Genomic DNA, 18,793 nt, shown 5'->3' on the forward strand with positions numbered 1-18,793 from the left:
CTAGAGTACAAGCGTTCCGATGCCGTACCCGAGGATCACGGATACCGTGATGCACACGACACCCGGAATGAGGAACGGGTGGTTAAAGACGAACTTGCCGATGCGGGTCGACCCAGTATCGTCCATCTCAACCGCGGCAAGCAGCGTCGGGTAGGTCGGCAGAACGAAAAGCGCGGAAACGGCGGGAAAAGCGGCGACGGCCGTCAGCGGGCTTACGCCCATGGCAAGTGCGGCCGGGATGAGAGCCTTTGCCGTCGCCGCCTGCGAATACAACAGGCACGCAGCGAAGAACAGGACAATGGCGAGCAGCCAAGGCTGCGTTGTGAGCACGCCACCGGCGATGCTTTGAATACTCTCTAAATAGTGGTTGATAAACGTCGTGCCTAGCCATGCGACCCCGAGCACGCAGACCGAGGCCGACATGCCGGAGCGGAAGACCTGGGTGTTGAGCACCTCACCGGCGCTACGGCGCGAAACGAGGACAATGGCCGCGGCGGAGGCGAGCATGATTGCCATGATGGCTTCGTTGCGCGGAACGTTCGGCTCGGTGATGAGGCCAACCTGCTCAGAAATTGCCGTGGCGTAGCACATCACCGCGACGATGGCGGCGAAGAAAATCCCCACCGACGCCTTCGCGCTACGCGTCGCGGATCGTTTCGCGGCGGGCACCGGAGGAGTAACGAGCCCAGCGTTGAGCCTCCCGAGGTAGACAGGGTCGTCTTCGAGCTCTGCGCCTAAGCGGTTGGCGACCCACGCGGTTGGTAGCAGCGCGAGAAACGTCGCCGGGATGCTCACGGCGAGCACCTGGAGGTAGCCGACTCCAAGAGGTTCGAGAATGGAGGCCATAAACACCACCGCGGCCGAAATCGGCGAGGCGACGATGCCCATCTGAGAGGCGATGACCGCGGCGGAGAGGGGGCGAGAGGGGCGAACGCGGCCTTCTTTGGCCACTTCAACGATCACCGGGAGGGTGGAGAAGGCCGTGTGACCTGTGCCCGCAAACACCGTCATCGACCACGTCACCACAGGCGCGAGAAAAGTGACTCGCCGCGGATTGCGGCGCAGCGCGCGTCCGGCGACATCCACCAGGAAGTCCATCCCGCCGGCGAGCTGCATTGCCGAAATCGCGGCAATCACGCACATGATGATGCCGATGACGTCGAAAGGAATGTCTTCGGCGGTGACGCTGACCCCGGTCAGCCCCAGCAGGATGACGCCGAGGCCCCCGGCGAAACCAATCGCGATTGATCCCATCCGCGCGCCGAGGACGATCGCGCCGAAGAGGATGAGGAGGTGAACAGCAACGAGCAAGACAATCCTCTAGGCGCCGCTCTCGTCGAGGTAGAGGCGGCCCTTGAATTCTGGGTGCATGAGGTTTTCCTTGCACAAGATGCGGTCGAGTTCCTCTTCGGTCAAAAGCCCCTTCTCCACCACCAGCTCGCGGACCCCGCGTCCGGTGCGGGCGGCCTCCTTGCCGATGATGTCGCCGTTGTGGTGCCCGATCACCGGGTTGAGGTAGGTGATGATGCCGATGGAGTTGTTCACGTATGCCTCGCACACCTCGCGATTGGCCGTGATCCCGGTCACGCACTTCTCCCGCAGGGTGCGCGCGGCGTTGCCGAGGAGCTTGACCGAGCCGAAAAGCGCCTGGCCGATGACCGGCTCCATCACGTTGAGCTGGAGCTGACCGGCTTCAGCCGCCATCGAGACCGTGACGTCGTTGCCAAAGACCTTGAAGCAGACCTGGTTGACCACCTCGGGGATGACCGGATTGACCTTGGCGGGCATGATCGAGGATCCGGCCTGCCGCTCGGGCAGGTTGATCTCGTTGAGCCCAGCGCGCGGCCCGGACGACAGCAGGCGCAGGTCGTTGCAAATCTTGGAGAGCTTCATCGCGGCGCGTTTAATCGCCGAGTGCATCATGACGTAGCCGCCCGTATCGGAGGTCGCCTCGATGAGGTCCGGGGAAGCCTGGATGTCAAGGCCCGTGACCTCCCGCAACGCGGCGACGACCTGGTCGCGGTAGCCGTTGGGAGTGTTGATCCCGGTACCGATCGCGGTGGCCCCAAGGTTGATCTCCAGCAGGGCGTTCGCCGCGGTCGAGATCGTGCGCTGTTCCTCAGCCAGGTTGGACCCGAAGGCGGTGAACTCCTGCCCAAGCGTCATCGGTACAGCGTCTTGGAGCTGCGTGCGGCCCATCTTGATGATGTCGTTGAACTCGTCGCCCTTGGCCCGAAACGCCTTCTGCAGCTCGTCGAGCTCGACCAGCAGGTTCTGTACGGAGTAGTAGACGCCGAGGCGGAAACCGGTTGGGTACGCGTCGTTGGTGGATTGGGACATGTTGACGTCGTCGTTCGGGTTGATGAGGTCGTAGCTGCCCTTGGGCTCGCCCAGGTGCTCGAGGGCGAGGTTGGCAATGACCTCGTTGACGTTCATGTTGACCGATGTTCCCGCCCCGCCCTGGTAGACATCGATCGGGAACTGATCCATGCAGCGCCCGCCCTGGAGGACCTCATCGCAGGCCCACATGATGGCCTCCGCCTTTACCTTGGGCAAGACGTGCAGCCTGCGGTTCGCCATCGCCGCGGCTTTCTTCACCTGCACCATGCCGCGGATGAAATCCGGCAGGTCATTAATCTTCGTCCCGGAGATCTGGAAATTATCCACGGCCCTCATCGTGTGGACGCCGTAGTAGACATCGCCGGGCACTTCCATCGTCCCGAGCAGGTCCTCTTCAATACGCGTTGCCATGCCCCCGAGCATACCTGCGCGCTTAAAGGCGGGCGATGCGTAGCTCGGTGGCCAAAATCCCCTCTGCGCCGGCCGCGGCGAGCTGGTCCATCGCCTGGTTGACCTTCTTCCTCGGCACCATAGCCCGCACGGCGACCCATCCCTCCCGCGAGAGCGGGGAGACGGTGGGGCCCGTAATACCCGGGGTGAGCGCGCAGGCGCGCTCGAGGTTCTCGCGCGCGACGTTGTAGTCGACCATGAGGAAGTTCTGCGCGTTGAGGATTCCGCGGATGCGCCCCAGCAGCACCTCCTGCTCGTCGGTGGGGGCCGCGCCGCGGCGCCGGATCACCACCGCCTCGCTGGAGACGATCGGCTCGCCGAACGGCGCCAACCCCTGCTGGCGCAGCGTCGCGCCCGTGGACACGACATCGGCGATGACGTCCGCGACGCCAAGCTTGATGGAGATCTCGACCGCTCCGTCGAGGCGGATGACCTCGCTCGGGGTGACGCCGTGGCGGGCGAGGTAGTCGGACACTAGGTGGGGGTAGGAGGTGGCTACCCGCTTGCCTTCGATGCCTTCAACCGTCCAGGATTGTTCCGCCGGGGCGGCGAAGCGGAACGTCGAGGAACCGAAACCGAGCGGCATGACCTCCTCCACGTCCGCCCGCGAGTCTGCGGCAAGGTCGCGGCCGGTAATCCCGAGGTCGAGGTGGCCCTGGGCGACGTAGATGGCGATATCTTTCGGCCGCAGGAAGTAGAACTCTACCCCGTTGGGCTCGTCGACCACGTTGAGCGCCTTGTTCACGCCGCGGCCCTTATAACCGGCCTCCTTAAGCACCTCGAGGGCCTTCTCGGAGAGGGATCCCTTGTTAGGCACAGCGACTTTGATCATGGGGTTGATCATGGTGGCTCTTCCTTAGAGGTACTTGTAGATATCGTCCGGGGTCAGGCCGCGCTTGACCATCATCACCTGCGTCCAATAGATGAGCTGGCTCATCTCCTCGGCCAGCTCGGCGTCAGATTGGTACTCTGAGGCCAGCCAGACCTCGCCGGCCTCCTCGATGATCTTCTTGCCAATGAAATGCTCGCCGGCGTCGAGGGCCTTCACCGTCGAAGAATCGGCCGGCCGGGAGGCGGCCTTAGCGGTAAGTTCCGCAAAAAGATCGTCGAAGTTTTTCACAGCGTACTACTCTAGCGCACCGACGAGCCGAGCTCGGAGAACCACCGCTCGACGTCGGCGGCGCCCGCGCCGACGAACCGGCCCGGATCGAACGGGACCACCCCGGCGGGCACCTCCGCGGCGAGGCCGAGGACGGTGCACCCGGCGGCGCTCGCAGCGCTCATCCCCGCCCACGAATCCTCGAATACGAGGCACTGCGCCGGGCCGAAGCCGACACGCCGGGCCGCCTCCATGTACATCTCAGGATCAGGCTTTGCGCGCTCGACCTCGTCGCCGGCGATGGAGCCGACGAAGAAGTCGGCCCCGACGGCGGCGATGCAGGCGTCGGCAAGCACGCGCTCGGTGTTCGTGGTCACCATCATGGGCACGCCCGCGGCTGTGAGCGAGGCGAGCAACCCGCGGATGCCCGGGTTAGGCTCGAGCGAGCCTTCGAGCAGCTGCGCCATCCGCGCATACATCCATTGCTTGTGGTGCTCGTAGTCGCCCGGGCGAAGCTCGACACCCGCGTGAGCGGCGGCGACGTCGAGCGTGTGGGCGAAGCTGCCGCCGACTGTGATCTCCCGCAGCTCGGGGGTGAGGCGGCGGCCGAGGCGCTCCGAGAGCTCGTAGGTGGCTATGCCCCACAGCGGCTCGGAATCGACGAGCGTGCCGTCCATGTCCCAGAAAATTGCCTTCGGCAGCACGCTAATCCAGCTCGGGAAGCTCGGCGAGCGCCTCGTCGTCAGCGCCGGTGGCGGCGCAGGCGCGGAAGGTCAGCGACTCCAGGTCCGCCTTCTCCTCCGGCTCCAGCACGGCGTCCGCGTGGGCGGCATTGAACTCCCCCAGCGCCGCGTAGAACGGGGAGACGACCTTCACCAGGTCCTCCCCTGCGGGGTCATCGCCGAGCATCTCGAGGGCATCGAGGAAGCCCTCGATCTGGCGTTTGAGGTCGGGCAGCACGGCTGGGTCGAAGGGCTGCTCCCACAAGTCCTTGTCCTCATCGCGCAGGTAGGAGCCGGTGGCAAAGGTGGTGAGGTCGGAGATGAACTCGTCTACGTCGTCTTGGAACTGCTCGCGGATGGTCATGCCCACAATTGTGGCCGAAAAACGCTAGACCCGCACGCCAAGCAGCCCGTCGAGCGCGGTGGCGATGATGCCGTCGCTATCGCCCTCGGCCTCGTCGATCACGGCGAGCGCGGCCGGGGTATCGAGGTCGCTCGCCAGCGCCGCGCGCAGCTTGTCGACGACACTAAGCGCCGCTTCCGGGCTCACCTCGCGCGCGAGGCGGTCTCGCCACCGGGCAAGGCGCGCCTCTGCGGCGGCCAAAATGTCGTCGGAGAAGTCCCTGTCGAGGCGGTAGTGATCCGCGTAGAGAGCGAGGCGGATCGCCGCGGCCTCGTGGCCCGCCTCGGTGAGCTTGTGCACGAAGACGAGGTTTCCCAGGGACTTCGACATCTTCACCCCGTCAAGGGCGATCATGCCGGCGTGCACGAAGTGGCCCGCCATGCGCCGCTGCCCGTAGGCCGCTTCGGCGTGGGCGGCGGAGAACTCGTGGTGCGGGAACGCAAGGTCGGAGCCGCCGCCCTGGATGGAGAAGGTGTGGCCGAGGCGGTTGGTCGCGATCGCGGAGCACTCAATGTGCCAGCCGGGCCGCCCCGGGCCGAAGGGGGACTCCCACGCCGGCTCGCCCTCGCGGTGGCCCCGCCAGATGAGAGCGTCGAGCGGGTCCCGCTTGCCTTGACGCTCCGGGTCGCCGCCGCGCTCGGCGAAGTAGGTCTCCATCTCTTCGCGGGTGTAGTTGGAGGCGTAGCCGAACTGCTCCGTCGCGGCGATCGAGGCGTAGATGTCGCCGTGGTCGAGCCTGTAGGCCGCCCCGGCATCGAGCAGCGCCTGCACCATCTCGACGACCTCGTCCACCGCCTCCATTGCGCCGATGTAGTCGCGCGGCGGGATGACGCCGAGGATGTTCATATCCGAGCGAAACAGGTCCGTTTGGTCCTGCCCGAGCTCGCGCCAATCCACCCCGTCGCGCTCGGCGCGCTCGAAGAGCGGGTCGTCGACGTCAGTGACGTTTTGCACGTAGTGGACCTTGTGCCCGCCCGCGAGCAGCTGCCGGTGGACAAGATCGAAGGTGACGTAGGTTGCCGCGTGGCCGAGGTGGGTGGAGTCGTACGGCGTGATGCCGCAGACGTACATCCCTACCTCCCCGTTCGCGTCGGGGGTGGTGTCGACGAGTTTAACCGCCTGGTCGGCGGTGTCGTAGAGGCGCAGGGGCACGGGCGTGCCCGCCACCGCCGGAACGACAGGACTAGGCCATGAATTCATAAGGCCTATCCTACAACGGGCTCATGACACCGGCGCCCAAGAGCACCATCACGATCAGGCCGAGCGGGATGCGGTAGGCCGCGAACCACGCGAAGGAGTGGTTGGCCACGAACTTCAGCAACCAGGCGATGGAGACGTAGCCAAGCACGAACGCGATTGCGGAGCCCACGAGCAGCTGCGCTCCGGAGGCGGCCTGCCCGGCCTGCGGGGCAAAGGCGTCGGGCAGAGAGAATATCCCGGAGGCGAGCACCGCGGGGATGGCGAGGAAGAAGCTAAACCGGGTGGCTACCTCCCGGTCGAGGTTGAGGAAGAGCCCGCCGGAGATGGTGCCGCCGGAGCGGGAGACGCCCGGGATGAGCGCGAGGCATTGCCACAGGCCCATGATGACGGCGTCGCGCATGCGCAGTTCCTCGTAGCCGCGGGCCTTCGTGCCGCGGCGTTCGGCGAGGATGAAGACGAAGGAGAACACGATGAGCACCGTCGCGGTGATCCACAGGTTGCGGAAGTTCTCGCGGATGAGGTCTTTGAGCACAACGCCGAGCAACGCCACCGGGATCGTTCCGACGATGACCATCCACCCCATGCGGTAGTCAAACCCGCGCTTGTTCTTATCGACGATCCCCCTGCACCACCCGGCGAGGATCTGCCAGATCTCCTTGGCAAAAAACACCAGCACCGCGAGCTCGGTGCCGAGCTGGATCACGGCGGTAAAGCTCGCGCCTGCGTCCTCTCCCCACAGCAGCTGCGAGATAATGCGCAGGTGGCCGGAGGACGACACCGGCAAAAATTCGGTGAGCCCCTGGACCACGGATAACACTATTACCTGGAGCCAGCTCATCGGCTCCGCCACCATCGCAGCGTCAGTCATGCCCACACACGCTACCCCTGCGCCGCGACGGGGTGGCTAACGCCTCGCCGTCTGCGCGCCGAGGGGTGAGGGTCCGCGCGGTTGATAATGTCTATAGGCGTGAAACGCGCACAACCAACCGCACTTCTCGCCTGCGCCGGCCTCGCACTGGGGCTCGCCGCCTGCCAGTCCGGCGCGGGCTCTGTACCCCAGGCCGAGCCTGAGCCCGGCCCGAAGGCCGAATCGATGGGCAACGCCAGCCCCGCCGCCTCCCCGCCGTCGACCGCGCCTGACGGCACGGTCTACCCTTTCGCCGCCGTCGATGACCTAGAGACCTCCGGGCGTGTCATCGCCGTGCGCAGCGGCGATGACCTCCGCGTCGGCGGCCTTGACGACGTCGCCGCCGGCGGAGGGGCTGCCTACCGGCTCGACCCGACCTGCGGCGACATCACCTCCACCCGCGCGGGCCAGTTCGTCACCGCCTGCGGCGAGACAGTGCGCGTCTTCGACGAGGTGGGCGAGCAGGCCGTGGAGCTTGCCTCCCCCGCGACGTCCGCGGCGATGACCTCTACCGGCGAGATCCTCACCGGTGCCGATTCCGAGCGCACCGTGCGGGTCTACCGCGACGGCGAGGAGGTAGATAGCTTCGGCGTCGCCCGCGAGACCGACCAGATCCTCGCCGTTCCCCGCGCCGGCGGGCCGGACGTGGCCGACTCCGCTGTGCGCATCAACCGCTTTGACACCACTATCCAAGACCTCGACTGGCGCGGCGGGCGCCAAGGCGGCACGCTGCGCGCGGGACTCGGCGTCGGTGGTGTTGCGGCCGGGCGCGATGGGCTCGTCCTCGCGGCGGATAACACGGGATCCCAACTCCTTGTCTATACCGCCAACGACATCATCAGGCTCCAGCAGTCGGCCCCGGTCCCGCCGAGCCCGTGGGCCGTGAGCTGGGACGATGAATCTGCTCTCGCGTGGGTGGCCTCGACCGCCAGCAACGTTGCGACCGGCTACGATATTTCCACCGGCGTGCCAGTGAAAAAGGCCCAGGTCAACACCATCGCCGATGCGCTCCACATGGTCACGCTTGACGACGGCACCTTGGTCATCGCATCGGCCACCGGGGGCGGGATCCAGGTCGTTCCCCCGGCGCTAAAGCTTCAGGAGAAAGGACAGGCGAGCTAGATGGTGTCAACAACACCGAGAACTTGGGGCTCAGGATTGGGTGCTGCATGCGGGGCTGTATACGACGCCGGCTACGGGCTGGCACTGAAGGCAATGTTTATGCTCCCGCCGGAGCGCATCCACCTGGTGATGAGCGCGGCGCTTCGCGCGCTCCACGCCGCCCGGCCGGTCAACCGCGCGTTGCGGGCCGCGCTGCGTATCGATGACCCCGTCCTCGAGCAGACCGTCTTCGGCGTGACGTTTCCCGCGCCGCTCGGCCTGGCGGCCGGGTTCGACAAAAACGCCAGCGCGGCGGATGCGTGGGGGGCGGTCGGGTTCGGCTACGCCGAGCTAGGGACGGTCACGCCCAAGCCCCAGCCCGGCAACCCGCGCCCGAGGCTCTATCGCCTTCCCAAGGACAAGGCGATTCTCAACCGCATGGGGTTTAACAACGACGGCGCCCTGACCGTGGCATCGCACCTGCGCGCCCGGCGCTCCGGAGACGTCGTCGGGATCAACATCGGCAAGAACAAGACGTCTGCCGATGCCGTCGCGGACTACCGCGCCTGCGCCTCCGCGCTCGGAGGGCTGGCCGACTACCTCGTGGTCAACGTCTCCTCCCCCAACACCCCGGGCCTGCGCGACCTGCAGGCGATCGAGGAGCTCCGGCCGATCCTCGAGGTGGTCACCGGGGCGACCTCAACCCCGGTGCTGGTCAAGATCGCGCCGGATCTAAGCGACGCCGACATCGACGCCGTGGCGGATCTGGCCCTCGAGCTCGGGCTGGCCGGGATCGTCGCCACGAACACGACGATTTCGCGTGACAACCTCGCCACCGACCCTGCCGAGGTCGCCGCGATGGGTTCCGGGGGGATCTCCGGCGAGCCGCTGCACCGGCGCTCGCTCGAGGTGCTGCGCCGGCTCCACGCGCGCGTCGGAGGCAAGCTCGCGCTGATCAGCGTCGGCGGGATCACCACCCCGGAGCGGGCGTGGGAGCGCATCGCGGCCGGAGCCAGCTTGCTGCAGGGATACACCCCGTTCATCTACGGCGGACCGGGCTGGATCCGACGCATCCACGTAGGCCTCGCCGCCCAGGTCAAGGCCCACGGCTTGGGCACAATCTCCGAGGCCGTGGGCAGCGGGCTGGGGTGGGTGGAGCCGAGCTAGTTCTCGTCCCACCCCCACACGATCGAGCGGCCGATCGAGTGGAAGTAGAGGTTAAAGCCGAGCACGGTCGGGTTGGTGATTTCGTCGGCGGGCAGCTCCTCGACGTCGACCGCGTGGACGGCGAAGAGGTAGCGGTGCGGGCCGTGCCCGGCGGGCGGGTTGGACCCGTAGTAGCCGGATGACCCCGAATCGCCGGGCAGCGCGACCGCGCCGACGCCGAGGCCGGGTTCGCTCGCCGCGCCGGTGGGAAGCTCGCTCACCGTAGCGGGGATGTTAAACACCGCCCAGTGCCAGTACCCGGAGGCCGTCGGGGCGTCCGGATCGAAGCAGGTTACGGCCAGGGACTTCGTCCCCTCCGGCAGGCCCGACCAGGACAGGTGCGGCGAGGTCGCCTCGGGCCCGGTGAGCGCGTCGGCAAGCTTGGCGCCGTCCACGATGTCGGTAGAGGTCAACTCGAAGCTGGGCAGGTCCTTCAGCGGAGCGTAGGGGTCGGGACCTGGGAAGCGGGGGTCATTGTAGGTGCTCATGGTCCAAGTCTTACCAAATCCGCGTGCGACACGGCCCGAAAGCGCCGAAAGCGCCGGAAAACGAATGACACCGATGCAACTAGCAGCCGAAAAAGGCGGCGTGACGTGCCGATTTGTGGGTTGTCGGGGGTTGGCCCTATAGTTATCCAAGTGCTTAGCGCCCAGGGCGATGGCCCCGCGGAGCTAAGAGCAACACCCGGCCCGGGTGGCGGAATGGCAGACGCGCTAGCTTGAGGTGCTAGTGTCCTATTAACGGACGTGGGGGTTCAAGTCCCCCCTCGGGCACAGACCACACCGGCCCCCTCGAGGGGGCCGGTTTTTCGTTGGAGGTTCACCGTGGCACGCTGGCGGATCCCGCTCCTCGCGCTCGCCCTCGTCGCGCTCGTCGCGGCATGGCAGCTTTTCGACGCCCCCTCGCTCGCCATCCTGCGCCACTGGGCGGACGAGACGGGCGCCTGGTTCCCCGTCGTCTTCTGGCTCCTCTACGTTTTGATCACCCAGTTCCCCATCCCCCGCACCGTGATGACAGTCTCCGCCGGAATCCTCTTTGGCACGCTGTGGGGCATCCTCATCGCCCTTACCGCCACCACGGTGTCATCCGTGCTCTCGCTGCTCGTGGTGCGCTACCTCGCGCGGGACATCGTCGAGGCGCACGTGAGAGACCACCCCGCGGTCGAGCGGATCAACCTCCACCTGGAGAGGCGCGGATGGGTGGCGATAGCCAGCCTGCGGCTCATCGCGATCGTGCCCTTTTCTCTCCTCAACTACGCCGCCGCCCTCACCCGCGTCCACGTCGTACCGTTCGCGGCCGCCACGCTCGTCGGTTCCGCTCCCAACACCGTGGTCGTCGCGCTCTTCGGCGACGCACTCACCGGTGGGTCGAGCCCCATCGTGCTCGTGGCCATGGGGGTGGCCGCCGTCGTCGGCGTCGTGGGGCTCGCCATCGACGCGCTGATCCCGGCACGGTCCCCCACACAGTCCCCGTCGCGGGGAGCGGAAGTAAACCCGCTAGACTAGACGGCATGATCGCTGTTCACGCGCGCTACCGCGGGCGGGAAAAGGCCCGGGCGCAGCTCGTAGCCCGCTCCGCCCGGGCACTTGCGACACTGCCCGACGTCGGCGAGTTCGACATTGTCGGGGTAGAAGACATCCGAGCACACGTTGATTCGCCCGACGGCGCTGTGGGCGTCATCATGGCGCTGCTCTCCGACCGCGATTGGGCGATCGGGCTCGGCATCGCCGTCGCGGGAGGGGCGAGCGCGGCGCTCGCGGAGGCCACCGCCGCCGCCGGCGCCCGGCCGGGCGAGGTCGGCGTGCGCGTCGACGGAGGTGGAGCGGAGGCGGCCGACATCGCCGCGGTCTTCGCCCTGATCGCCCACGTCCTTGAGAAGCGTTCCTTCGAGGGGCGGGAGGCCACGGGCCTGGTGCGCCGGGGGCTGAGCCAAAACGAGGCAGCAGCACAGCTCGGCATCTCCAAACAGGCGATGAGCCAGCGGCTCAAGGCGGCCGGCTGGCAGGCCGAGCAGGCCGGGATCCGGCTGGCCCTGCGCCTTATCGGCAGGGCGGCCGGGGTTGAGGCTGGGGCCGGCTAGGCGTTTTCCGGATCCGGCTGCTGGTTGCCGGTGGGCAGGCCCAGGGTGCTCGAGCCGCCCGGGGAGGAGGGAAGCTCGCCGGAGCGCTCCGTCGGGGCGGGTTTCTGGGTCGGGTCGGGGGCGTCGACGTGCTTGTTCGCCACCGCGCGCGCTTCGGCGAGCGCCTTCGCCAGCTCAGGGTCGGTGGAGGTATCGAACCACTTGTCGGTGTTTTCGGCCTCCGCCATCTCCTTGGTGTCCTCGTCAACGGACTGGGACTCGTAGCGGAAGACGCCGTCATCGCCCTTGTTCGCAAACGCCTTGGCAAACTCCTCGAGCGAATCACCGAGCTGGGAGGGGATCATCCACATCGTGGCCGCCTCGCTCTGCGCGATCTGCGGCAGCTTGTCCAGGTACTGGTAGGCAAGCAGCTCCGGGGTCACGCCGGAGGACTTGATCGCGGCGTTGACCTTCTGCAGCGCACGAGCCTCGCCCTGCGCGGAGAGGTACTTCGCGGCGCGGTCGCCCTCGGCGCGCAGGATCATCGCCTGGCGCTCCGCCTCCGCGGCGAGGATGGCGGCGTGCTTCTCGCCCTCGGCGGAGAGGATGCGGGCCTGCTTCTCGCCCTCGGCGGTCTTGATGTCGGATTCGCGTTTGCCCTCGGCGGTGAGGATCATCGCGCGCTTTTCCCGGTCCGCCTTCATCTGCATCTCCATGGACTGCTGGATGGACGGCGGCGGATCAATCGCCTTGAGCTCGACGCGGCTGATGCGCAGCCCCCACTTCGCGGTCGCCGCGTCGAGCTCTCCGCGCAGGCGCCGGTTGATGGTCTCGCGGGAGGTCAGCGTTTCCTCCAGCGTCATTCCACCGACGACGTCGCGAAGCGTTGCCACGGAAATCTGCTCGACGCCGACGAGGTAGTTGTCCACGCCGTAGATGGCGCGGGCCGGGTCGTTGATCTGGAAGGTCACCACGGTGTCGATGGCGACGGTGAGGTTGTCCTGCGTGATCACGGCCTGTGGCGGGAAGGATACGACGCGCTCGCGGGTGTCGATACGCTGCCGAACGCGGTCAATAAACGGGATGAGCAGTGTGACTCCCCCGGTCACTGTGCGGGTGTAGCGGCCGAGGCGCTCAATGACCGCAGCCTCGCCCTGCGGGATCATCTTGATGGAACTAAAGAGGATCACCACCACGAAGACGATGATGATCAGGGGTAAGGCTAGGCCCATTAGGGCTCCTTCCAGACGACCGCGACGGGGCCGTCGATATCGGATACGGTAACGTGCTGGCCGGCCGGGATGGTCTCCGCGGGATCGAGGCTGCGCGCGGACCAGATCGAGCCCTCGAGGCGGACCTGCCCGCTGCCCGGGGTGATGTCTTCGATCACCTCGGCGCGTTGCCCGACGAGGGCGCGCGGTGAGTCGTCGTAAAGCAAGGGCGCATGAAAGCGCTTGTGAAGGTACGGCCTGAGGAAGACCCAAAAAGCGAGCGAAGAGACCCCAAATACCGCCACCTCCGCCCACAGCGGGATGGCCGTGAAGGCAGCGACGCCGGCGGTGAGCGCGCCTGCGGCAATCATGAGGAAGGTGAACTCGCCCGCCAGAAGCTCGAGGCCGGCGAGGACAGCTGCTGCGATAAACCAAACGAGTGCGCCCACGGGCCCCACCTTACATGCGGGTTACGGCACTAGGTCTGACTTGGTGAGCTCGGGGGTGGTCACGAAATCGACGAGCCGCTCCACCGCGCCGATGAGCGTGTGGTCGAGATCCTTGTAGGTGTGCACCGCCGCGAGCACGCGCCGGAAGCCCTCCTGCGGATCAGGCCACCCGAGCCGGCGGCACACGCCCTCCTTCCAATCCTCGCCGTAGGGAACATCGGGCCAGGCCGGGATGCGCACGCTCGCGGGCTTTACCGCCGCCCAAATGTCGATGTAGGGGTGCCCGGTGACCAGCACGTCGGGCCCGACTCCCTCGACCAAGCGGGTCTCCTTGCTGCCCTCGACGAGGTGGTCCGCTAACACCCCGATCCGGCGGCCCGGGCCCGGGCCGAACTCCGCCAGGCGGGCTGGCAGGTTGTCCAGCCCCTCGAGGTATTCGACGACGACACCTTCGACCCGCAGGTCGTGGCCCCAGACCTTCTCCACGATCGCCGCGTCGTGGACGCCCTCAACCCAGATCCGGCTCGGCATCGCGACCTTGGCGCGGGCACCCTCGACCCGCCGGGAGCCCGAGTTCGATTGGCGGGGTGCCTGCGGCTGCGTATCGACGTACCGCGTGAGCGTTACCCGCCTGCCCTCGAGCAGAAACGCGCCGGGGAGCAGCTTGAAGAGCCGTTGCGTTCCGCGGCGATCCTCGAGGCGGACGAAATCGCCATCGTAGGTGCGCTCCGAGGAGATCACGGCCCCCACAAAGTCGTCCCCGACGACCTCGACGACCGTGCCGGGCTCGGCCGTCACCGCCGGGTAGGTGGGCTTGCGGGTGCGCGCGTGGCCGCCGAAGATGTCGCCGCTATAGGGGTCTGTCCAACTCATAGTGGAACTATTCTATTCGCTACCATGGCCGCTTATGTATACCCGCGCCGAAGTGTATTCTCCCCTCCAAAACACGGCGGTGTGGCTCGCCGCGTGGCTCTACGGGGCGGAATCGACCGACGAGACGGTCTCCGCCTTCGCCGACCTCGGCGGGCGGCACTCCTACGGCGGCCAGCCGCTCTCGCCGCTGCTTTACGACGCCCGCACGCACGCCGATCTCGACTCGCCCGAACCAGTGCTGAGGCTCGTGCTCTGGGGCCCGGGTCAAGCCCCGGGGCTTCACGCCCATACCCCGGCCGCGGCCGCGCTCGGGCCGGCCGGAGCGATTGTTCTCAAGGAGGCGGACGATCGATTCCACGTCCTCGTGCCCAGCTACGGCGCGGGCGTGGAGTGGCGCTGGTTCGAGGAAGACACCCGTCCGCCGGAGCCCGCGTGGCTCAGCCCGGGCGAGGCCGATGCGCTACTTGCAGGGGCCACGCGGGAGGCCGCGGTGCTCATCGAGGCGGCCGGTGGGACGCGGGCCGATCTGCCTAACCCGCGGCTCGCGGTGGGGAGCCTGGCGGATTTCTACGACACCCCCGGCCTGCCGCGCGGTGTGACCCCGCGGGCCGCGAAGCTCTTCTCCAGGGCCGACCGGGTCGCCGCGATTGTCGAGACGGTTACCGACCGCCTTGGCGACCACACCTTCGACCCGCAGCTCAACGCTCTGTGGCGCCACATCCGCACCGCGCGGATGGTTGGCGTCGCCGAGGCGGTCGCGGAGTACCGCCGTCAGTGGCGCTAGTGGCGCTAGCGCCTTTCGGCCAGTTACGCCGAGTGCTCGACGTTGCTCTGCGGGTGGCTCGGAGCGGGCTTGCCCGGGCGCTGCATCATGCAGCAGTCCGGCGAGCAGGGCGCGCCGCCCACGGTGCAGCCCTGCACGGTGACCTCCGAGAGGGTGGCCGGGGATGCGCCCTGCGTGACGTTTTCGGCAATATCAACAACCATGGCCGCAAACCGCGGGTCAAGCCCGACGGTGGGGACGCGATGAAGCGTCATGCTGGCCTCCTCCAGGGCCTCCTTCAGCTCGGTGTCGAGGTCCCAGACAACCTCCATGTGGTCGGTGATAAACCCGATGGGCACGCAGATGATATGGGTGACGCCGTCATCTTTGCCCAGCTCGAGGCTGCGGTCGACCACGTCGGGCTCGAGCCACGGCGTGGCGGGGTTGCCCGAACGCGATTGCCACACGACCTCGTAGTTGTCGACGCCGGCCGCCTCGGCCACGAGCCGCGCCGCCTCTGCGACCTGGCGGGAGTACAAGTTCGCATCCTGCGGCCCGCCCGAGGACTGATCCGCGGCCAGCGGCACGGAGTGGGCGGAAAACAGCACCTTCGTCGTGGCGGGATCGCACGCACCGAGGGCGGCACGGGTGGCCTCGGCCATGAGCTCGACGAAGGTGGGGTGGCCGTAGAACTGCCAGAGCTTGGTGTACTCCACGTCGGGGGTGAATTCGCGCAGGCGCAGGATGTCTTCGTCGTACTGGCGGCAGGCGGAGTAGCCGCCCCATGCGGAGGTGGCGAAGACCAGCACGCGCTTATGCCCTGCCGCGGAGATCTCCGCGGCCGCTTCCTCGCCGAGCGGGTGCCAGTTTCGGTTGCCGAAGTAGACCGGCAGGTCGATGCCGCGACGCTCGAGCTCGGCCTCGATGTTGGCGATGATCGTGCGGTTTTGCCCGTTGATGGGGCTGACGCCGTCGAAGTGGAAGTAGTGCTCCCCGACCTCTTTGAGGCGGTCTTTGGGGATTCCCCGGCCGCGCGTGACGTTTTCGAGGAACGGAATAACCTCGTCTACCCCTTCGGGGCCGCCGAAGGAGAGGACGAGGAGTGCGTCGTAGTCATGTAATGCCATGCATGAGATTTTAGAGCAGCCGGACCGCTTTCGGTGACATCCCCGACCAACGCACCGGTGTGATCCGCACCGTCATTCCCGATTGCGGGGCCTCGATCATGGTGCCGTCGCCAAGGTTGATGGCGACGTGGCTCTCGCCGCCCGCGCCGTAGAAGAACAGGTCCCCGCGCTTGGCCTCGCTCGGGTCCACCTGGGTGCCGCGCTGGTACTGGTAGCCGCTGTAGTGCGGCAACGAGATCCCTACGCCGGCAAACGCGTAGACGACGAGCCCGGAGCAGTCGAAACCCTTCACGCTGCCGCCGTCGACGCCCGTGGTGGGACCGTTTGCGTCGCCGCCGCCCCACACGTACGGGGTGCCGATCATTGACTGGGCCCGCGCAATGACGGTCTCCACCTGCGAGGAGTTCGGCATCTTCGGCAGCGAGCTCTGAATGGAGTCGCTCACCTGCTCCGAGGTGGAGACCTCCGGCAGCACCGAAGAGACGTCCCCCGCGGAGCCGTCAGAAGATGCGTTAGCGCTAAGGACGGAGGACAACCCGCTGGAAAACGCCGCGATGAGCTCCTTGCTGCTCGCCCCGCCGTAGGGGTTGTCGAAGGAGCTATGCGCGGCCTGCGAGGAGCCCACGAGCGCGGCAGCGGCGGCGATCGCAGCCGCCTGCTCGGTGAGCTCAGGCGAGTTAGCGATGAGCGATTCGACGACCTCGGAGCTGAGCTCGGCGTCTCCCCCTGCCGAGGCGGCGTAGGGGGTGAGCCCGCTCGCGGCGCCCGAGTCTGCCGCGGGCGCGGCCGTGAGCGCCGTTTCGAGCGCGCGCGCGACGTCCTCTTCCTTCGGCGCGGGGGCCTCCGGGGCCACCGCGGCGACGGCGTCCTCGACCGCGGCGAGGGTCTGCTTGTCGACGCCCAAGTTCTCCGGCCTTGCCGGCTGGGAAGCGGCGGCAGAATCGGCCACAGACTCGGCTGCAGACTCGGCGGCGGGCTCCGCGCCGGGTTGCTCCGGCACCGACCCCGCGCCGGGGCGGACCTGGTCGAGCTGCTGGCGCGCCTCTTCTTGCTCGGCGGCTGCCGCCTCGCGCTGCGCGAGCTGGGAGGTGAGCTCGGCTTCGCTCGCCTCTAAGGTGGAGCGCGCCTGGTTCTCGGCTTCGGCCGCCTCGCGGGCCGTGCGCTCGGCGCGCTCGGCGGCGAGCCGCAGGGTAGATTCCTCGTTTGCCGCCTCCGTGCGGGCGCGCTCGACTTCGTCGAGCTTGGACTGCTTGGCTTCTGCCTGTTGGCGCAGGTAGAGGGAGCGATCAAGAACGTCTTGCTGCGCATCTTTGCCAGCAGCGCCTGCGATCGGCGAAGGTGAGCCAAGGCCGCGGTACTGCGACCGGCTCACCTCCCCAAGCTCGGCGCGGGCGCGCTCGACCTCGGCCTGGGTCTCCTCGAGCCTGCGGCGGGCCTCGTCGGCGCCTTGGCGGGACTGCTCCGCGAGCGACTGCGCGTCGTGGAGGTCGACCAGTGCCCGGTTGACGTTCTCGCGGAGGACGCCGATGGCGGCATCGAGTTCGTCGATACGCGACTGCGCCCGGGAGATCTCGGTGGCGAGCTGGGCGGGCGCGGGGCTTACTTCTTGTGCGAGGGCGACGGTGCCCGCGGCAACGGTGAGCCCGATCGTTGTGGTGCACGCGACGATGCTCGTGGCGGCGCGCCGCCAGCGGCGCTGGTCGCGGCGCAGTGTTAGGTGGATATCCACGGTGGGGGCTCCTCACGGCGCGCGCCGACACCCCCGTTCCGCGGCCGCTGACTAGGCAAGCCTGGAGGGTTGACGCACGCAGGTATATGGCTGACTACTGATTGTCGGCCACCGGGCCCCGCTAGAGACGCGGCGCACTCGCCCGCACGGTGAGGAGGTGCCTGGCGTGCTTCCCCACATGCCCGAACCTCGTATACCTGCCGCGATCCCGGCGTGACTAGCGCCGAGCGTGACAAGTGGTGCGAATGAGTATCCGTGAAACTAGAAACGACTGATGAGCCGACATGGAAACCATACGACACTCGTGTCGTCTGTGATACAACCTTTACCAAAGTTCACATCAGTCAAGTTTTGCGACATGACAAACATGCGCCACATGCTGCACGGACGCGACACGCGCGGAATTGGGTGACTTTTGTCACAGGGGTGTAATCCGGCGGGGTGCGCAGCCCGCGGAGGCCACTAGCGGGCCGAGGTGCGCGAGCGCAGGACGGTCACCGCGGTGCCGAGAACGACGGCCGCGGCGGCGAGCAAAAACAGCGCCGCGACGAGCGGCCACGACCAGCCCGTGGACACCGCGGTATCGACAAACGCGCGCACTCCCTCCGGGTAGTCGGAGTGCTCGAGCATTGCCCGCTGCGCGGATTCGATCTGATAGCGCGAGAGGCGCTCGCTCACCGCGCCGGACGCGTGCGGCGTGCGCACGATCACGGTCTCGAATTGCGTCTCCGAGGCGAGGTCCTGAGCGAGGTCGCGCAGATCGGCGGGCTGCCGCGGGGTCTGCTCGAGCACGACGAGCGCGACTGGCTCGATGTGCTCTGCCCCTGCGGCGGCCAGAGCGCCGTCGAGTGCGTCGCTCATGGCGGGCCCGAGCTGCGCGTTGACCGGGTTGGCGGTGCCAAAGGCCACGTCGCCGGCGGTCAATTGGTCCTTGATGGAGTCGATGTTGACGCCTTCCGGGGTCATGGGGAGCTCTCCTCGCTAGCCGGTTGCCTCGCGGCGATGGATTCTTGAGCGTGATTCTAATGGGGCACCCGGCGCAACCCGCCACGCGGCGCGTCTCGGTCGCTCGGAGGGGCCTTATACCCCCGTCTGCTCCCCCATGACCGGGCCGGGTCCAATACATAACGTGCGTTACGTTAGAATCTGGGCTG

The 18,793-nt window shown here is 67.4% G+C and carries 20 protein-coding genes and 1 tRNA gene; 6 read left to right on the forward strand and 15 right to left on the reverse strand.

Translation table 11 applies throughout. The annotated features are described in order from the left end of the window. From C3E79_RS05585 to C3E79_RS05620, 8 genes are read right to left on the reverse strand one after another with little or no spacing between them, the layout of a single operon-like run. On the reverse strand, positions 1-1,311 hold the full coding sequence (locus C3E79_RS05585) for an anaerobic C4-dicarboxylate transporter (protein ID WP_108404024.1): 1,311 nt from the start codon (positions 1,309-1,311) through the stop codon (positions 1-3). 9 nt (positions 1,312-1,320) lie between these two features. Continuing rightward, a complete protein-coding gene (gene aspA, locus C3E79_RS05590; protein WP_108404025.1) occupies positions 1,321-2,751 on the reverse strand; it encodes an aspartate ammonia-lyase in 1,431 nt (476 codons plus the stop codon). Between the two features lie 22 nt (positions 2,752-2,773). Further along, positions 2,774-3,622, reverse strand: a complete 849-nt coding sequence (hisG, locus tag C3E79_RS05595) for an ATP phosphoribosyltransferase (RefSeq protein WP_108405077.1) — start codon at positions 3,620-3,622, stop codon at positions 2,774-2,776. Between the two features lie 24 nt (positions 3,623-3,646). Next, positions 3,647-3,910 (reverse strand): phosphoribosyl-ATP diphosphatase, encoded by a 264-nt coding sequence (locus C3E79_RS05600; RefSeq protein WP_108404026.1) that lies wholly within the window; start codon positions 3,908-3,910, stop codon positions 3,647-3,649. An 11-nt stretch (positions 3,911-3,921) separates the two neighbouring features. Further along, positions 3,922-4,590 (reverse strand): HAD family hydrolase, encoded by a 669-nt coding sequence (locus C3E79_RS05605; protein ID WP_108405078.1) that lies wholly within the window; start codon positions 4,588-4,590, stop codon positions 3,922-3,924. 4 nt (positions 4,591-4,594) lie between these two features. After that, a complete protein-coding gene (locus C3E79_RS05610) occupies positions 4,595-4,975 on the reverse strand; it encodes a hypothetical protein (protein WP_108404027.1) in 381 nt (126 codons plus the stop codon). Positions 4,976-4,999: 24 nt separating this feature from the next. Then, entirely contained in the window at positions 5,000-6,214 is a 1,215-nt protein-coding gene (mshC, locus tag C3E79_RS05615) for a cysteine--1-D-myo-inosityl 2-amino-2-deoxy-alpha-D-glucopyranoside ligase (RefSeq protein ID WP_108404028.1), read from the reverse strand. A 10-nt stretch (positions 6,215-6,224) separates the two neighbouring features. Further along, positions 6,225-7,082: an undecaprenyl-diphosphate phosphatase gene (locus C3E79_RS05620; protein ID WP_412778850.1), complete on the reverse strand. Its 858-nt coding sequence runs from the start codon at positions 7,080-7,082 to the stop codon at positions 6,225-6,227. Positions 7,083-7,181: 99 nt separating this feature from the next. Between C3E79_RS05620 and C3E79_RS05625 the strand changes: the two genes are divergently transcribed. Next, positions 7,182-8,243, forward strand: coding sequence for a YncE family protein (locus tag C3E79_RS05625; protein ID WP_179948324.1), 1,062 nt, complete (start codon positions 7,182-7,184; stop codon positions 8,241-8,243). Continuing rightward, positions 8,244-9,389, forward strand: coding sequence for a quinone-dependent dihydroorotate dehydrogenase (locus C3E79_RS05630; RefSeq protein WP_108404029.1), 1,146 nt, complete (start codon positions 8,244-8,246; stop codon positions 9,387-9,389). Here the strand turns inward: C3E79_RS05630 and C3E79_RS05635 are convergent. Continuing rightward, a complete protein-coding gene (locus C3E79_RS05635; RefSeq protein ID WP_108404030.1) occupies positions 9,386-9,916 on the reverse strand; it encodes a YbhB/YbcL family Raf kinase inhibitor-like protein in 531 nt (176 codons plus the stop codon). The two genes, C3E79_RS05630 and C3E79_RS05635, sit on opposite strands and share 4 nt — an antisense overlap. A 199-nt stretch (positions 9,917-10,115) precedes the next feature. Between C3E79_RS05635 and C3E79_RS05640 the strand changes: the two genes are divergently transcribed. The 3 genes from C3E79_RS05640 (at position 10,116) to C3E79_RS05650 (ending at position 11,508) form a co-directional block, all read left to right on the forward strand. Next, positions 10,116-10,201: transfer RNA gene (locus C3E79_RS05640), tRNA-Leu, on the forward strand. Between the two features lie 51 nt (positions 10,202-10,252). Further along, on the forward strand, positions 10,253-10,933 hold the full coding sequence (locus C3E79_RS05645; protein WP_108404031.1) for a TVP38/TMEM64 family protein: 681 nt from the start codon (positions 10,253-10,255) through the stop codon (positions 10,931-10,933). Positions 10,934-10,938: 5 nt separating this feature from the next. Next, a complete protein-coding gene (locus C3E79_RS05650) occupies positions 10,939-11,508 on the forward strand; it encodes a MarR family transcriptional regulator (protein ID WP_108404032.1) in 570 nt (189 codons plus the stop codon). Here the strand turns inward: C3E79_RS05650 and C3E79_RS05655 are convergent. Genes C3E79_RS05655 through C3E79_RS05665 form a run of 3 tightly spaced genes read right to left on the reverse strand, consistent with a single transcriptional unit; the run spans position 11,505 to position 14,020 of the window. After that, positions 11,505-12,719, reverse strand: a complete 1,215-nt coding sequence (locus C3E79_RS05655) for an SPFH domain-containing protein (protein WP_108404033.1) — start codon at positions 12,717-12,719, stop codon at positions 11,505-11,507. The two genes, C3E79_RS05650 and C3E79_RS05655, sit on opposite strands and share 4 nt — an antisense overlap. Beyond that, positions 12,719-13,147 carry an NfeD family protein gene (locus tag C3E79_RS05660; RefSeq protein ID WP_179948257.1) on the reverse strand — a complete coding sequence of 143 codons (429 nt, stop codon included), beginning with the start codon at positions 13,145-13,147 and terminating at the stop codon, positions 12,719-12,721. The genes C3E79_RS05655 and C3E79_RS05660 overlap by 1 nt, the downstream gene beginning before the upstream one ends. Before the next feature lie 21 nt (positions 13,148-13,168). Beyond that, positions 13,169-14,020, reverse strand: a complete 852-nt coding sequence (locus C3E79_RS05665) for a DUF3097 domain-containing protein (protein ID WP_108404035.1) — start codon at positions 14,018-14,020, stop codon at positions 13,169-13,171. A 34-nt stretch (positions 14,021-14,054) separates the two neighbouring features. On the opposite strand from C3E79_RS05665, the gene C3E79_RS05670 reads away from it, so the two are divergent. Then, positions 14,055-14,804, forward strand: coding sequence for a hypothetical protein (locus tag C3E79_RS05670; RefSeq protein ID WP_108404036.1), 750 nt, complete (start codon positions 14,055-14,057; stop codon positions 14,802-14,804). A gap of 23 nt (positions 14,805-14,827) precedes the next feature. Here the strand turns inward: C3E79_RS05670 and C3E79_RS05675 are convergent, their stop codons facing one another. From C3E79_RS05675 to C3E79_RS05685, 3 genes are all read right to left on the reverse strand, one after another. Further along, positions 14,828-15,910: a ferrochelatase gene (locus tag C3E79_RS05675; protein ID WP_108404037.1), complete on the reverse strand. Its 1,083-nt coding sequence runs from the start codon at positions 15,908-15,910 to the stop codon at positions 14,828-14,830. Positions 15,911-15,920: 10 nt separating this feature from the next. Next, the gene (locus C3E79_RS05680; protein WP_235840564.1) at positions 15,921-17,639 is read right to left on the reverse strand and encodes a DIP1281 family NlpC/P60 protein; all 1,719 of its coding nucleotides are present in this window, start codon (positions 17,637-17,639) and stop codon (positions 15,921-15,923) included. 462 nt (positions 17,640-18,101) lie between these two features. Further along, the gene (locus C3E79_RS05685; protein WP_108404038.1) at positions 18,102-18,605 is read right to left on the reverse strand and encodes an Rv1476 family membrane protein; all 504 of its coding nucleotides are present in this window, start codon (positions 18,603-18,605) and stop codon (positions 18,102-18,104) included. Positions 18,606-18,793 lie beyond the last annotated feature (188 nt).

This window comes from Corynebacterium liangguodongii (genome assembly GCF_003070865.1).
In the GTDB taxonomy this organism is placed as follows: Bacteria; Actinomycetota; Actinomycetes; order Mycobacteriales; family Mycobacteriaceae; genus Corynebacterium; species Corynebacterium liangguodongii.